This is a genomic window from bacterium (assembly GCA_040757115.1).
Taxonomy (GTDB): Bacteria; UBA9089; CG2-30-40-21; order CG2-30-40-21; family SBAY01; genus JBFLXS01.
Window position 1 is genome coordinate 3,624 of the sequence record JBFLYA010000068.1, and the last position, 14,664, is coordinate 18,287.

General features: G+C 35.9%; 12 protein-coding genes. 7 read left to right on the forward strand and 5 right to left on the reverse strand.

Going from position 1 to position 14,664, the window contains the following annotated elements:
• The 6 genes from AB1422_07900 to AB1422_07925 all read left to right on the forward strand — a co-directional run.
• On the forward strand, positions 1 to 2,298 hold a 2,298-nt coding region (locus AB1422_07900), incomplete at its 5' end, for a right-handed parallel beta-helix repeat-containing protein (protein MEW6619243.1).
• A gap of 531 nt (positions 2,299 to 2,829) precedes the next feature.
• Complete coding sequence (gene pilM / locus AB1422_07905) at positions 2,830 to 3,933, forward strand: type IV pilus assembly protein PilM (GenBank protein ID MEW6619244.1); 1,104 nt, start codon at positions 2,830 to 2,832, stop codon at positions 3,931 to 3,933.
• A 4-nt stretch (positions 3,934 to 3,937) separates the two neighbouring features.
• Entirely contained in the window at positions 3,938 to 4,477 is a 540-nt protein-coding gene (locus AB1422_07910) for a PilN domain-containing protein (protein MEW6619245.1), read from the forward strand.
• Positions 4,478 to 4,479: 2 nt separating this feature from the next.
• Positions 4,480 to 5,034 (forward strand): type 4a pilus biogenesis protein PilO, encoded by a 555-nt coding sequence (gene pilO / locus AB1422_07915; protein MEW6619246.1) that lies wholly within the window; start codon positions 4,480 to 4,482, stop codon positions 5,032 to 5,034.
• A gap of 48 nt (positions 5,035 to 5,082) precedes the next feature.
• Positions 5,083 to 5,625, forward strand: coding sequence for a hypothetical protein (locus tag AB1422_07920; protein MEW6619247.1), 543 nt, complete (start codon positions 5,083 to 5,085; stop codon positions 5,623 to 5,625).
• Positions 5,626 to 5,643: 18 nt separating this feature from the next.
• Positions 5,644 to 7,716 carry an AMIN domain-containing protein gene (locus AB1422_07925; GenBank protein MEW6619248.1) on the forward strand — a complete coding sequence of 691 codons (2,073 nt, stop codon included), beginning with the start codon at positions 5,644 to 5,646 and terminating at the stop codon, positions 7,714 to 7,716.
• A 258-nt stretch (positions 7,717 to 7,974) separates the two neighbouring features.
• On the opposite strand, the gene hflX is transcribed toward AB1422_07925, so the two are convergent.
• The 5 genes from hflX to AB1422_07950 form a co-directional block, all read right to left on the reverse strand.
• Positions 7,975 to 9,075 carry a GTPase HflX gene (gene hflX / locus AB1422_07930; GenBank protein ID MEW6619249.1) on the reverse strand — a complete coding sequence of 367 codons (1,101 nt, stop codon included), beginning with the start codon at positions 9,073 to 9,075 and terminating at the stop codon, positions 7,975 to 7,977.
• A 96-nt stretch (positions 9,076 to 9,171) separates the two neighbouring features.
• Entirely contained in the window at positions 9,172 to 9,306 is a 135-nt protein-coding gene (locus tag AB1422_07935) for a hypothetical protein (GenBank protein MEW6619250.1), read from the reverse strand.
• 115 nt (positions 9,307 to 9,421) lie between these two features.
• Entirely contained in the window at positions 9,422 to 11,278 is a 1,857-nt protein-coding gene (locus tag AB1422_07940; protein ID MEW6619251.1) for a tetratricopeptide repeat protein, read from the reverse strand.
• 49 nt (positions 11,279 to 11,327) lie between these two features.
• Positions 11,328 to 11,801 (reverse strand): hypothetical protein, encoded by a 474-nt coding sequence (locus tag AB1422_07945; GenBank protein MEW6619252.1) that lies wholly within the window; start codon positions 11,799 to 11,801, stop codon positions 11,328 to 11,330.
• A 352-nt stretch (positions 11,802 to 12,153) separates the two neighbouring features.
• Positions 12,154 to 12,363 carry a zinc ribbon domain-containing protein gene (locus AB1422_07950; GenBank protein MEW6619253.1) on the reverse strand — a complete coding sequence of 70 codons (210 nt, stop codon included), beginning with the start codon at positions 12,361 to 12,363 and terminating at the stop codon, positions 12,154 to 12,156.
• A gap of 303 nt (positions 12,364 to 12,666) precedes the next feature.
• Between AB1422_07950 and AB1422_07955 the strand changes: the two genes are divergently transcribed.
• Positions 12,667 to 14,139 (forward strand): DegQ family serine endoprotease, encoded by a 1,473-nt coding sequence (locus tag AB1422_07955; GenBank protein MEW6619254.1) that lies wholly within the window; start codon positions 12,667 to 12,669, stop codon positions 14,137 to 14,139.
• Positions 14,140 to 14,664: the final 525 nt, after the last annotated feature.

Consider the following 14,664-nt stretch of genomic DNA (forward strand, 5'->3'; position numbering starts at 1 on the left):
GTAGAAATCAAGATGTACCCAATAGTAGAGTCGGGGTGGAATATGGGGGCTATTTATGTTCGAGGGAAACTAATTGCCAGTGGAACGAAAGACAGACCGATTGTTTTTACCTCTTTCTATGATGGGAGTAATGAAAAAATCTGGCATTGGAATGGGATAGTATTTGAGAATGGGGCGGGGACAATGACTTACTGCACCGTAAAGTTTGGAGGGATAGGGATGATTGGAAATGCCTCGCCGAGTATCCGAAATTGTTATATTTCAGATGTAAATGGGGTGGGGATAGTTTTTATGAAAGATAGCTATGGTAGTCCTATTATTCAGGATAATATTATCACCAATAATTCAAAGGGAATTGAGATTATATTCCCTTATAGTGGTGTTCCGAGAATCAAGCGTAATTTCATCTATAATAATCGGGAATGGGGATTGAGGCTCGATAGTTATTATGAGGCACCAAAGGGAACGCTGTCGGTAACAGATAATTGGTGGGGACATCCAACAGGACCTTACCATTCCCAATATAATCCGCAAGGTAAAGGGGATAAAATACAGGGAGCAAAGGTTATGTTTGACCCGTGGATAGGGAAAGACTTTGTTATTACTCCGAGTAGTGGGACTGTAGGTAGTTTAGTTAGTATCGGTGGGCGAGGATTAGAGGCATCAATAGGTATATGGATATTATTTGGCAATAGTGGGACTATCTCCTGGATGACTACTAATGCGGAGGGTTCATTTACGGCTAATTGGACGGTACCTGTTGAGAAGGCGGGAAAGAAGGAGATAGCCCTCTTATATCCTGAATTAGGTAAAGGGATGATAGGTAAGATGTTATTAACCTATTTTGATATTTTAGCTGAAGAGATAGCCTATTTAAAGATTACGCCTGGATCGATGACTATAGGGTGTGGAGGTAGTTATGATTTTGAGGCACAGGGATATGATAAATGGGGAAATCCGTTAGCCAATTTAAATTATGCATGGCAAATATCATCTGATTTAGGTACTATTTCACCAACATCAGGTTACTGGACAATATTTAAAGCAGGAACGAGAGCAGTTACAGGTACAATTACTGCTACATCAGGGTCAATTACAGGAAATGCTCTTATTACCTTATCTGCTACTCCACCACAATATCCGATGAGCGGGACAATAGTATTTTTAAGTGGAGAGGTTGATAAAGGAGAGATATGGCTAATGAAGGCAGATGGAAGTCAACTTCAGAAGGTAAATATACAGCAGATAAAAGCACCATATTATCCAAAACTATCAAAGGATGCAAAATCTCTAATTTATGGGGTAGGAGGGTCTGAATGGGCAGGAACTTTATACTTAAAGGATTTGATGAGTGGGAATGAAATAGTCTTACAACCATACGAAGTAATAATTGCTAAAGGTTGGGATTGGAATACTAAAGGGGATAGAATTTATTATCATTATTATGGTCCTTCCCAGTATAACGGTTCCGATAATTGTGTCAACTATTGGATATCTCCAGATGGGATAAAAAAGGGAAGGTTATTAGAAGATGGGACGAACAGAAGTCTACCTGCGGTAAATCCCGATGAGAATTTATTACTGCTTAGAGGGTGGAGACAGATTAGACTTTTTGATTTAATAACAGATACAAAGATATATAATGAGCGGATGCTATTAGATGGAGTTAAGAAAGAAACTGAAGCACGATTTTCACCAAATGGTAAACGGATTGGATATATTGATGAGGCAGAAAGTAATCTTTGGTTGATAAGTATTGATGGAAAGATAAATCGGAAAATAACGAATAATGGTAGTGTTACTTATTTTTCATTCTCACCCGATGGGACAAGATTAATTTATTCAAGAAATGGTGACTTATGGACGATAAATATAGATGGGACAGGAGAGCAAAATATTACCAATACACCTGATATACAGGAGCGGCAGGTAGATTGGGTAGCAGGGATAGCACCTGTTTTTAGCCAGGAAATGCCTAAACCAGCACCAATATTAATTAAGGAGATAAATGGTTATCCAGCGGATTTAACTGGTGCCTATGTTTATCCCAATCCAACTGATGGGAGTAAATTAGTCTTTGCTGGCTTAACACAAAATGTCAGGATACGGGTATTTACGGTAGCAGGGGAGGAGGTGTTTGAAATAGATATTGTCGAACCCAATATTCCCGAGCCAGGTAAATGGCGATGGAACTGTCGAGGTTCACAAGGACAAAGACTTGCCTCAGGGATATACATATACCTGATTACTAATGAGTTGGGACAGAAAAAAGTAGGGAAATTGGGGATTGTAAGGTAGGATAAAATTCGGATTGCGGATTTGGGATTTTGGATTTAAATTCTGAATCCCGAACCTCGATTTTTGGTGGTGTCTTAATCTCTGGTGTTTCGTGAATTTTTTATGATTTCTTTTGCCTTTAATCTTTGCGTTCTTTGCGGTTGATTTCTTTGTGTTCTTTGCGATTAAAAAAGGATAAATCGCAAAGGGCACAAAGTAGTAACGCAAAGGACACAAAGGGAAGAAAATAGGTAAAACATTTTTTATCAACTCAACTTCAAAGGATAAGTTGCAAAAAAATCATCAGGCTTTTGAGTCTAATTTTGCCATCTTTGAACAAAATAAACAGATTGATAAGGATAAAGAGAGCTTTAGATAGCCTCAATAGTAGCATAAAATTTACGAAAGTTCAGATAAATAAAAAAAAATAAAATTATGGTGATAAAATTCTTGACAAATAATTGTGGATATGATATTATTTATTCCTAATCATAAAATAAAATCGTTTGACAGAAAAACAAGTAATAACCAGCAGGGAGGAAATTTAAGATAATGTTGTGGGGAAGAGAAAAAGTACCAGTAGGATTAGATATTAGTCATGATTGTATCAAGGTGGTTAAACTCAGAAGAACCGATAGTAAAATAATCCTGGATGCAATTGGTATGACCAAAATCTCTCCAGAACCATTAGATGAAGATGCCTTAGGGGCTAAACAGGAATTATCGGTTAAAGCTATTAAAAATTTACTCGTAACTCATAAAATCGATACTAAAAAAGTGCGAAGTTCTGTTTCGGGGAATTCAGTGGTAGTTAGATATATCAAACTTCCTTATATGAGTGAAACAGAATTGAAAGATGTTATCAAATTTGAGGCGGAAGAACATATTCCTTTTGATATTGAACATGTAATTATAGATTTCCAGATAATTAAAGAAACCGTAGAAAAAGACGAACGAATGATATTAGTCTTATTAGTTGCGGCTAAAGAAGAGTTAATTTATGACCATATGGAGATATTACATCGAGCCGGATTAGAAACTGTTCATATCAATGTAGATACCTTTGCCACTGAAGACGCTCTGACTTACGGGGTAGGAGAAGAAGATGTTATTGCCTTAGTTGATATAGGTGCCCGTATGACTAATATCAATGTGGTTGAAAATAAAATCTCCTGCTTTAATCGGGATGTCCTGGTTGGCGGTAACGACTTTACAGAGGGTATTAGAAGAGAATTAGGAGTAAGTTTTCAAGAAGCGGAAAAGATAAAGGAAGAAGAAGGAATAATCCTTTTACCAGAAGAAATTACCACGGCTGTTACTCCTGCTGTAAGTGGGAGTGATAAAGCCGCACAAATATCTTATGCGATTGAATCTGTCGGGGCAAGATTATTAGATGAATTAGAGCGTTCTTTTGCGTATTATTATACTCAATTACCTGTTTATCGTAAAAATATCGACCGAGTAATTATAAGCGGTGGAAGTGCAAAACTTGCTAATCTTGATAATTTCCTCTCAAATGGATTAGGAATGTCTGTGGTGATAGGAGACCCTTTTGCGAAAATATCTATCCCTCCAAAGTTCGATCAAACATATATCAAGAAAGTATCTCCCGCATTCGCGGTCTCATTAGGGTTGGCGATGAAAGGAGTAATGTGAACCGATGACAGAAATTAATTTGATGCCACCGGTAGTGGTAGAAAAGAAAAAAGGACAATGGCGAAATGTATTTATTGGATTAATACTTAGTCTCATAGTCGTATCATTAGGTCTCTGGTATGCAGGACTTGTAATCAAGGTAAAACAAAAGGAGGCAAAATTAGAAAAGATTACACAGCAAATTGCTGAATTACAACCACATCTGATAGAAATAAGACGATTAGAGGCTGAAATTATTGAAAAAAAGAAACGAGTAGATGTAATTGTCCAATTAGATAAAGGTAGATTTGTTTGGGCTAAATTGTTAGACGAAATGGTTATGTGTCTTCCATCAGGACTCTGGTTGGGAGGATTTGTAAATACCACAGGCAATGAATTAAATTTGAACGGACAGGCTTTTGATAACTTCTCTATCGCAAGATTTATGAGTAATTTAATAAATTCACAGATTTTTACAAATATAACATTAGGAAACATTGAAAGTTCAGCTATTAGAGAATATCCGATTAAAACTTTTTCTATCAAATGTAATTTTAGAGGATAACAATGAAACTTGATATACAAATTTTAAAACCTATTCTTCTATCTTTAATATTATTGTGTGGACTTGCTTACCTATTCTTTACCTATATGTATAAGCCTATATGTAATAAAGACTTAGAATTAGACCAGAAAATACTGGCAAAAGAAACGGAATTAAGAGAAACCCTGAAAATAGTAGAGAATTTAGATGCAAAAAGGGCAGAATTTGAAAAGGTAAAATCAGAGCTCGAATATGTCATTAATCGATTACCGACTAAAGAAGAAATACCCCAATTATTAGAGACAATAACTAAAATGGCAATAAAATCAAATATTAATTTGATTTCTTTTAGACCAGAATCTATGGTAACTAAAGAAGTCTATAATGAAATTCCGGTAGGACTACATATCAAAGGAACATATCATGATATAGGGTTGTTTTTAACTAATATTGGAAATTTTGAGAGAATTATTACTCCATCTAGTATTAAGATGAATGCGGTAATTGCAACGGAAAAAGATCCATCTACCACCACAGCAGATATGCGTATTACTGCCTTTGTCTATAAAGAACATTAAAAATGGAATATCTAATTTCTACCAGAAATCATAGGGAAAATAATGAAAATGAAGCGTAAATTTTTTATCTTAAGTTTAATCTGTGGGCTAAGTCTAATTATCGGTTGTGCGAAGAAAGAGGAAAAAAAGGTAGTTGTTCTACCTCCACAAATTCCGATAGCAAAACCAGAGATGTATATTCCAGAAAAATATGAATACAAATCCGCTCTAACACGGGACCCATTTGTTCCTTTAATTGTTAGTGAAGTAAAACCTGTGGCTGGAGATAAAGGTTTAAAGTTATCAGAAATAAATATCCTTAATTTAGAATTGTCGGGTATCATCTGGGATAAAAAAGAAATAATGGCTCTTTTTCACGATGGAAATCATTTTGGATATATCCTTAAAAAGGGGAATTTGTATGCGGATAACTATAGACCAATTGCAGGTATTTGGGGTAAATTTATAAAAAATAGAGAGGTCTTTTTACAACAGGGAAAAACAGAAGTTAACTTTTTTATAGGGAAACCTAAAATAACAAAGATAAAAGGAGCCGCAATAGGAGCTCAACAAGAAATGGAAGAAATTCCATCAGAAGAAACTAAACTTTAAAAAAAGGAGTGATTAAAATTGAAAAAATTAACCCAATTATATTTAATTTTTACCTTAATTATCCTTCCTGCATTAGCGATGGCAGCGATGAGTTTGATGGATATTAAAGTAAGTGAAGAGGATGCGAAAATAAGGATAAATATTATCACGGATAAACCGATGGTAAAATATAATTCCTTTACTGCGGATAAACCCCCGGCGATTGTTATTGAACTTGATAATACTCAATGTGCAGAAAAAGAATTAATCATTGGCCGTAATGGTATCAACCGAATTAATTGTATCCCACAAGAAGGTCCTAAGACAAAGATAGTAATTAGCATTATTAAAGTCTTTCCCTACGAGATTCAACAAGTAAAAAATAGGCTTGAAGTGATAATTGATAATCCCTATCATAGTTATCAACTCAATAAGATAGATGTAAAAGAGGATGAGTCCAAAATAAATCTATTAATTTCATCAAGCGCTACACCTCAATATAAATATTTTGACCTGGCTAATCCCACACGGATTATTGTTGATTTCCTTAATGCCACGAATAAAATAGGGGAAATTAAAACAACCAGTAAGTTTATTAAGAGTATCACTCCAGGTCAAAGGCAAACAGAGCCAGTAAAGGTAGCCAGGGTTATGGTTGAATTAACAGAATTTATGCCATATCAAGTTGTTAGTGATGAAAATCAGGTAACGCTTGAATTGACTAAATACCCGCTGGAGGAGGTAAAGAAAATTACTCCTGTTTCTACAAAAGAGACTCCAAAAGAAATATTACCAGAAATTAAAATGACACCCCCAATAGCAAAGAAATTACCCACAAAGGAAATAAAAGAAAAGGAAAAACCTGCATTACCGGAAATTAAAGAGGTAAAAAAACCTGTGGAATCTAAACCTGTTCTACCTAAAACAAAACCCGAAGAAGAAAGAAAAGAAGAGATGTTATCTTTAGATTTTAAAGACGCTGATATACTTGATGTTTTGAGAATTATTGCTCATAAAGTCGGAATGAATGTTTTACCAGGAAAAGAGGTAAAGGGGGTTGTTACGGTTAAATTAGAGAATGTTTCATGGCGCAAGGCGTTAGATTTGATTTTAAGAAACTTAGGTTATGCATATATTATTGATGATAATATCATTCGTGTTGATATACCAACATTACTCTTAGGAGAAACTACAACACGAATATTTAAACTTAATTATGCGAAAGCATCAGACATGGCAGGAATAGTTATGAATATGATGACGACCCTATCCACTCAGCAGGCAAAACAAATGGGTGGGGCAGCACCTATGCTGGGAACAGTTATCCAGGATGCAAGAACGAATGCCCTCATTGTGACCGATATCCCTTATAATGTAAATCAGGTGGCGGGAATAATTGAAAAGTTAGACACCATTACACCTCAGGTGATGATTGAAGCCAAAATTGTCGAGGTAACATTAGATACGAAAAATATGTTTGGATTTATGTGGTCAATAGAAGATAAAAGACACAATTTTGCTGTTGGGAGTTATCAGACTGAAGGTTGGGCAATGGGTGATAGGGGTGAATTTTTATATTCTAAACTTACCTCTGGACATAATATAGAAGCTCTTATTAATGGTTTGGTGATTGAAGGAAAGGCAAATGTCCTCTCTACTCCTAAAATATTAGCCTTAGATAATGAAAAGGCAGAAATAATTGTAGGAGAAGATATCCCTTATCAACAGACGCAAGAAAGTGAACAAGGAAAAATTTTAACCAGTGTTAGTTTTCGCGAGGTAGGCATAAAGTTAGCCGTTACCCCGCACATTAATCCGGATAATTATATCCTTTTAGATGTAAAACCAGAGGTTAGCTCTTTGAAAGAATGGGCTTATCAAATGCCAGTAATATCTACAAAAGAGGCTACTTCCAAATTGGTTGTGAAAGACGGAGATACAGTTGTTATTGGTGGAATTATTGATGACCAGGGCACAGAAAAACTTAATAAAGTTCCATTCTTTGGTGACCTGCCATTTGTTGGTTCTTTATTCCGCAAAAAACTGACCGAAAATCGAAAGATAGAACTTCTCATATTTATTACTCCAACGATAATAAAACCCACCATCTGATTTTTTGTAACCGTTCACCGCAAGATGCCACAGAGACGCAGAGAAAAAATTAAAAACTATTTACCATAAGCTTCATTCCATCTCTGATTTTCATCAGAGCAAGCTTTTTGAGGACTGACATCTCATGATTGATTAACAATTTGGTTTTGATGTCCTATGTATTGCAATGATTGCCTCAATAATCTTTTCTATTATCTGATTTATTTCCATGTCTTCTCCGTTCCTCTGCGTCTCTGCGGTAAATTACCACCTGAACGGTTACTGCGGTGAACGGTTACCTACATTCTTTTCTATCCTCATTCTCAAAAGAGTTTGAACGAGTTGGTCTATGTTTTCTCCTGATAGGGCACAGAGAGCAACACTATACGGCGTTTTATTTAACCATTTTGAAATTTGATTTGCATCATCGAGTTTATCAATTTTATTAAAAACAGTCACCACTGGTGTTGAGAGAACATCTAACTGTTTTAACACCGTTTGAACACTATCCATTTGTAATTCTAAGTAAGGGCTACTGACATCAACAATATGTAAAAGTATATCTGCCTCTTGAACCTCTTCTAATGTCGCACGGAATGAAGAAACTAAATGATGGGGTAAATTCTGGATAAAACCAACCGTATCAATAAGAAGTAATGCCTGGTGTTTATTGAGGGTAAATTTAGAAATTTTGGTATCCAGAGTCGTAAATAATCTATCTTCAACCGTAACATCTGTTTTGGTTAATGTTTTAAGTAAGGTTGATTTGCCGGCATTGGTATATCCGACAAGAGCGGCGATAGGGAATTTCTGGCGTGCCTTTCGTTGTTCCTTGCGGACTTTTGCGACCTTTTGAATATCTTTGTTAAGGTGGCTGATTCTTCTTTTAATTCGGCGTCGGTCATATTCCAATTCGGTTTCACCAGGTCCTCTTGTGCCAATTCCACCCCCTAATCTTGACATCAAAACCCCTAATCCTATTAATCTTGGGAAAAGATAATTCAACTGGGCTAATTCTACCTGAAGTTTCGCCTCTGAGGTGTGTGCCCGCTGGGCAAATATATCCAGAATTAATTCCGTGCGGTCAATGACTCTAACTTCGATTGCCTTTTCTATGTTTCTTACCTGGCTTCCAGTTAAATCATTATCAAAAATAACCAATTCTGCTTGACTTTGCTCAACCAGTTGTTTTAACTCATCAATCTTGCCTTTTCCAATATAAGTAGATACATCTGGTGAGGTTCTACTTTGAGTAATAGCATCACAGACAATTGCCCCTGCACTTTTAGCCAATGCGGCTAATTCTTCAAAGGAATAATTAAACTCTCCGTCTTTTATGCCGGCTATCTTCACACCAACTAAAATCGCCTTTTCGCTAATCTAAACTCCACCTCCAGAAAAGTAGAGAGTAGAAAGTAGAAAGTAGAAAGTAAAGAAAACATCACTCCTCACGCTTATCTCCTTATCTCCCACTTTCTATCTCCTACCACTATTTTTGTATCCACCCTGTGGACATGGCCGTTCTCCTGAAAATAGGAAGTAGAGAGTAGAAAGTAGAGAGTAGAAAGTAAAGAAAACATCACTCTTCACGCCTATCTCCTTACCTCCCACCTTCTATCTCCTACCACTATTTTCATCCTCCTTGTGCCCACTCCCTGTGGGCATGGGCGTTTCTCCCTGAACCTGCCAACCATTGCCTGTTGTTTCATTTCAGATGGCTAAATAGTTACGGTAATTTAACCACATCATTTATGCCAATGAATTTTAAGGTCATCGGGGTAATTATTAGTGCCTTTGAGATTTCAGGTTCGACTGCGACTACCTTAATTTTCCCTATTGACTCAGGTTTTTTTATCCGCTGAGTAAATGGGTCTAATTCACCTTCTCTTTTCCAGACCTCAAGTATCTGGTCAGGTTTTAACCCGTGTATTTTACCAAGATTGATAATCACTTTATCATCAGCAAGCCTCATTATCACTCCTTGAGTAGGGATAGTATTTATAACCTTTTCAGCTAAAAATGTCAATGCCTTAATTAATTTATCCTTTCCTCTCACCGGGAGTTGAGTTTTTAATATCTTTTTCACGGTTTTAAGGTCAATCAATTCAGCATTAATATCAATCCTTTGTTCAGTTTCATTTATTTTTAGTGCCAGGGCAAATTCAGCCTTTAACTTTCGCCCCACATCTATAATCTCCTTTTCATCATTAAGAATAAGTCCTCCTTCTGTTAAGGTTATATGTGGAAATTGGTTCAGGATACTGCGTAAGATTTTAAGTGTAATTTCTTCCATCTCGAAGTGAATTGGATTTGATGGATAGGCACAAACAACTAAGTCTATTTCTGATACAGGAATCTGGTCTATTTTTTCCTTTTTAACTAATGAGGTTTCATCCTCAAAGTATAGTCTTTCAAGCCTATCTTTTGCCTCTAAGTTAGTTGGGGTTAATTCAACCACTTTTATTAATTCGTCAATGGCTAATTGTTTCCTGCCAATAAGTTCATAGAGTTTAGCCAGAGCGAGGCGGGTGTTCGGATTCTGAGGGTCAAGGAGGATAGATTTTTTAAATTCAAAAGTGGCTAAAGTCAAGAATCCTTCCTGGAGATAATTTTCCGCACTAATGAGATGCTTTTCACTATCTTTTTTGCGTAAAGGTGAATCTACCGGTAGCCGATTAAATTCTAAAATAATCTGCTCTTCTCTAAATAATGCAACCTCATCGTTTGTGTCAAGAGATAGTGTTGTTTCAAATTCATTCAAGGCATCATCAAACATCCCTGATTTCTCATAGATAACTCCTAATGTATAATGAGCAAGGGAATTAGCGGGTGTGAGTTCGATCAACTTTTTAAATATCGGTAGGGCATTTTTATATTCACCAATTGTTAGATACAACAATCCATATTTAGTCAGGGCAACAGGATTCGTCGGATTTAGCTCTACTGCCTTTTTATATTCTGAAATCGCTTTATTAAATAAACCTTTTTGAAAATACAGCTCACCTAATTTAAGATAGGATGTTTCATTTCTGGGATTAGTCTTTTTTGCCAGATTAAAATAATAAATGGCATTTTTATCATCCTCAAAATCTTTAAGATAGATAGACCCCAGTTTGAGGTAAGCCTGAAAGTAGGTTGGGTCAATTTTTGTCGTCTGAAGATATTCTTCGATGCTGTTTTTTATCTTATTATTCTTATATAAAACATTCGCTAAGTAGAAATGTGCCTCAGGATTAACAGGGTCCAATCGAATTGCTTTTTCAAGATTTATTTTTGCACGGGATAATAAATTCTGAAGTTCATAGCATCGAGCTAAATTAATATATGCCTCAACATAATTTTCATCCAGGCTAATAGCCTTTTTATATGAGGCAGTAGCATCTTTAAACAGTCTTTTGGCTTGATATGCCTTACCGAGATTAAGGTAGGCAGACTTGTAGTAAGGATTAAGTTTTAAGGCAGATTTATATTCGAGGATGGCTTCTGAATACTGGTGGTTGTATAAATATTCATTTCCCCTGATATAATGGTCTTGTGCATCCAGGGCCGCTGAAGGTTGGACTGAACCTACTATAATTCCCACAATGAATATCAGGTTTTTTAAAATAGAATTATTGGGGAACCGTCTTGAATTATTCTTTTTTAACCTTATCTGATTTTTCCTCATTCTTTGATTCTAATTTTTCCACGATATTATCAATTCTTTTATTTATGTTAGCGATTTCATTCTGGAGACGACTTAATCGCTCACTAACCCTATCTTCAATCTGGTCTTGCCATTTCTTGGCTTTGAACTCTAACCAGTTCATTAAATCCTCTTCACGACCTTTTTCTTTATCTTCTAATCGCCGCAAAATATCAATTAACAAATTTTGTCTTTCTTCTTCTTTACTTGTCAATGTGGCTAATTTAGTTGTGATTTCTTCTTTTAAATTTTCTTTCTCCCTCGTTAAACTCGTAATCGTTTGGATATCCTGGTCTCGTAGAGCTCTATATTCTCTGGATTCCCGATGATGTCGTTTCGCATCGATAAAAAACAGGATAAAAAACATAATGATGGCTATACAACCGATTGCTGAGAATATAACCTGTAAAATTTGGACCATAAATTCTCCTTTCTATTGGTAATTTAGAGTTCTGCAACGCCAGGAAACTGTAGTTTTTAAGGGGGTATTTAAAACCTCTATTTTTATCAATTTCCTCCAAAAAGCAAAATGCAAAAAGCAAATATAAAAATTACATATCAAAATGTAAAATTATCTCTTTCCTTTCAGCGTTAAAGTACTTGAAGTCCTTTTTGAAATTTGATTTGTAATTTTGCATTTTGATATTTATATTTGATATTTACTATTTGATATTTAATATTTATTTGTTGTCTCCCCCAAATCCTATTTTGCAGAACCATATTGGTAATTAGTTACCAATTAACCAATTACTTACTTATAATTTCCTGAAGCCCTATTTTCCACAACTTTTACAACTTGGAGCAGTGCAGGTGCCACAACTTGACCCTGCCGTAGATGATGTTCCTCGTACCCCAAATAATGAGATTAATTTTTTTACCTCATCAGATTCACAATTGGCACATTTAATTATCTCATTATGAGTTCTTATTAAAACCTCAAATTTATTCCCACAATTTATACATTGATATTCATATATCGGCATAGATTTTAGTAATTTAAAGCATACCACAAAGATTAAAAAATGTCAAGAAAATTTTTTGGTTGACAAAAGTAATTAAGTTGTGATACAATTGGTTATCTAAACTGAAACAACAGGCAATGGTTGTCAGATTCAAGTTTTAGGATTCAAGGGACAAAAGAGAAAATAATATCCCGTGCTCCCTGGGTGTCATGTTGACTAAGTTTTAGACCTGATAAAAGTAGGTTTCCCAACCAGCGAACTGATAATTGGTAACTAATTACCATTCACCAATTACCAGTTACCAAGTTTAAGGAGATAATTAAAATGAAGAAAAAGATTATTTATGTCATAGGGCTAATATTAAGCCTTTTTATTGGTGGTGTAGTGGGGGCAAGGGTAGCTACACATCACGCCATATTCCCACAAAAAACTGTTTTCGTTGCCCAAACTGCGGTAAGTCAGGGAGGGCTTATTGACTTAGAGAATGCCTTTGTTAAAGTCGCCGAAGAGGTAAAACCAGCCGTGGTGAACATTAGTATCGAAAAAAAGATAAAAGAAAGAGGAATCTTCCCCGGCTTCAGAAATGAATTTAGTGACCCATTTTTTGATAACTTCTTTAAGGATTTCTTTAAGGAGTTTGAGCCGAGAGAATACACCCAGCAGAGTTTAGGCTCAGGTGTAATTGTTGATTCAAGAGGGTATATCTTGACCAATAATCATGTGGTTAAAGGGGCAGATGAGATTCAAATCACCCTGCTTGATGGACGAAAATTTAAAGGCAAGATAGTTGGTTCTGACCCCAAAACAGACCTGGCTTTAATAAAGGTAGAGGTAAAGGATAACCTTCCTTGTGCCCAATTGGGTGATTCGGATGAAATAAAAATAGGTAATTGGGCAATTGCCATTGGCAATCCATTTGGATTAGACCATACGATGACCGTTGGTGTAATCAGTGCTAAAGGCCGCTCAATTGGTGTAGCGGAATATGAAGACCTGATTCAAACCGATGCCTCAATTAATCCGGGTAATAGTGGCGGACCTTTAGTCAATATTCGCGGGGAAGTAATTGGTATCAATACGGCTATTGTTGCGGGAGGTCAGGGAATTGGCTTTGCTATCCCAATTAATATGGCAAAAAAAATCATCGGTGATTTGATTGAACATGGTAAGGTAATAAGAGCCTGGTTGGGGGTTTATATTCAAGAAATTACTCCAGAATTAGCGGAAAAATTCAAAAAAGCCCAGCCCAAAAAAGGGGTTTTAATCGCAACAATTATGCCCAATAGTCCCGCAGAAAAAGCTGGGTTAAAAATGGGTGATATTATTTTAACTGTCGAAGGAAAAGAAATTTCCACGCCACAAGAGCTTCAAAAAGAAATATTGAAAAGAAAAACTGGAGATACTGTTAAACTTGAGGTATTAAGGGACGGTAATATTCTTAGTTTTGAGGTCAAATTGGCACAACTAAAGGAAGAAGATGTTGTTGAAAAAGATGATAATATTTCTTCCTGGCGAGGAATGACGGTTCAAACCCTTACACCAGAGTTATCTCAACATCTTGGACTGCCTTCAACAGAAAAAGGTGTTTTAATCTCAGAAATAGCACCAGGAAGCGTAGCCCAGAAAATACGATTGCAAGGAAAAGACATAATTAAAGAAATAAATCATCAGCCAATTGAAAATTTAGCAGATTTTAATAAAATAGTTAAACAAATATCCAGAACAAGTGATGCAATGTTGGTGATTAAACGAGCACAACTAACCTTCTTTGTCGTCTTACCAGGAGAAAAAGAGTAATTCATGGCTGACATTTCTATATTTCTTGCCTTTGGAACCGGTATGTTATCATTTCTGTAACCGTTCACCGCAGAGACACAGAGACGCAGAGAAGAAAATTAAAATTTATGGACGATACGCTTAACATCCCTGATTTTCATCAGTGCAAGCTCTTGAGTACAACAACATTAAACTTGCCCTGATGAAAATCAGGGATGGATTAACAAATCTGGCTTACCTGCTTGCCGAATGTTCAGCAGGAGAATAGCACGCTGATGACGCGGATGTTGCGGATATTCGCGGATAGAAAATAGAAGGTGGGAAGTAACGAGATAAGCGTGAGGAGTGATGTTTTCTTTACTTTCTACTCTCTACTCTCTACTTCCTATTTTCAGGAGAACGGTCATGAGTCTGCGACTCACAAAGTCTTACGGTAAAATGTCAAGTAAAAAATTAAGTTTTTTTAAAAATATTTTTCCTGACTTATATCCCTAAAAAGGCACAAAAATAGTATGTTCGGATACAAGTGAATTTTTTAAATATCCA

Bases quoted from the DNA above. Each gene is read 5' to 3' on its own strand.
- AB1422_07945 (MEW6619252.1), bottom strand. From the start codon at position 11,801: ATGGTCCAAATTTTACAGGTTATATTCTCAGCAATCGGTTGTATAGCC.
- pilO (MEW6619246.1), top strand. From the start codon at position 4,480: ATGAAACTTGATATACAAATTTTAAAACCTATTCTTCTATCTTTAATA.
- AB1422_07910 (MEW6619245.1), top strand. From the start codon at position 3,938: ATGACAGAAATTAATTTGATGCCACCGGTAGTGGTAGAAAAGAAAAAA.
- pilM (MEW6619244.1), top strand. From the start codon at position 2,830: ATGTTGTGGGGAAGAGAAAAAGTACCAGTAGGATTAGATATTAGTCAT.
- AB1422_07920 (MEW6619247.1), top strand. From the start codon at position 5,083: ATGAAGCGTAAATTTTTTATCTTAAGTTTAATCTGTGGGCTAAGTCTA.
- AB1422_07955 (MEW6619254.1), top strand. From the start codon at position 12,667: ATGAAGAAAAAGATTATTTATGTCATAGGGCTAATATTAAGCCTTTTT.
- AB1422_07950 (MEW6619253.1), bottom strand. From the start codon at position 12,363: ATGCCGATATATGAATATCAATGTATAAATTGTGGGAATAAATTTGAG.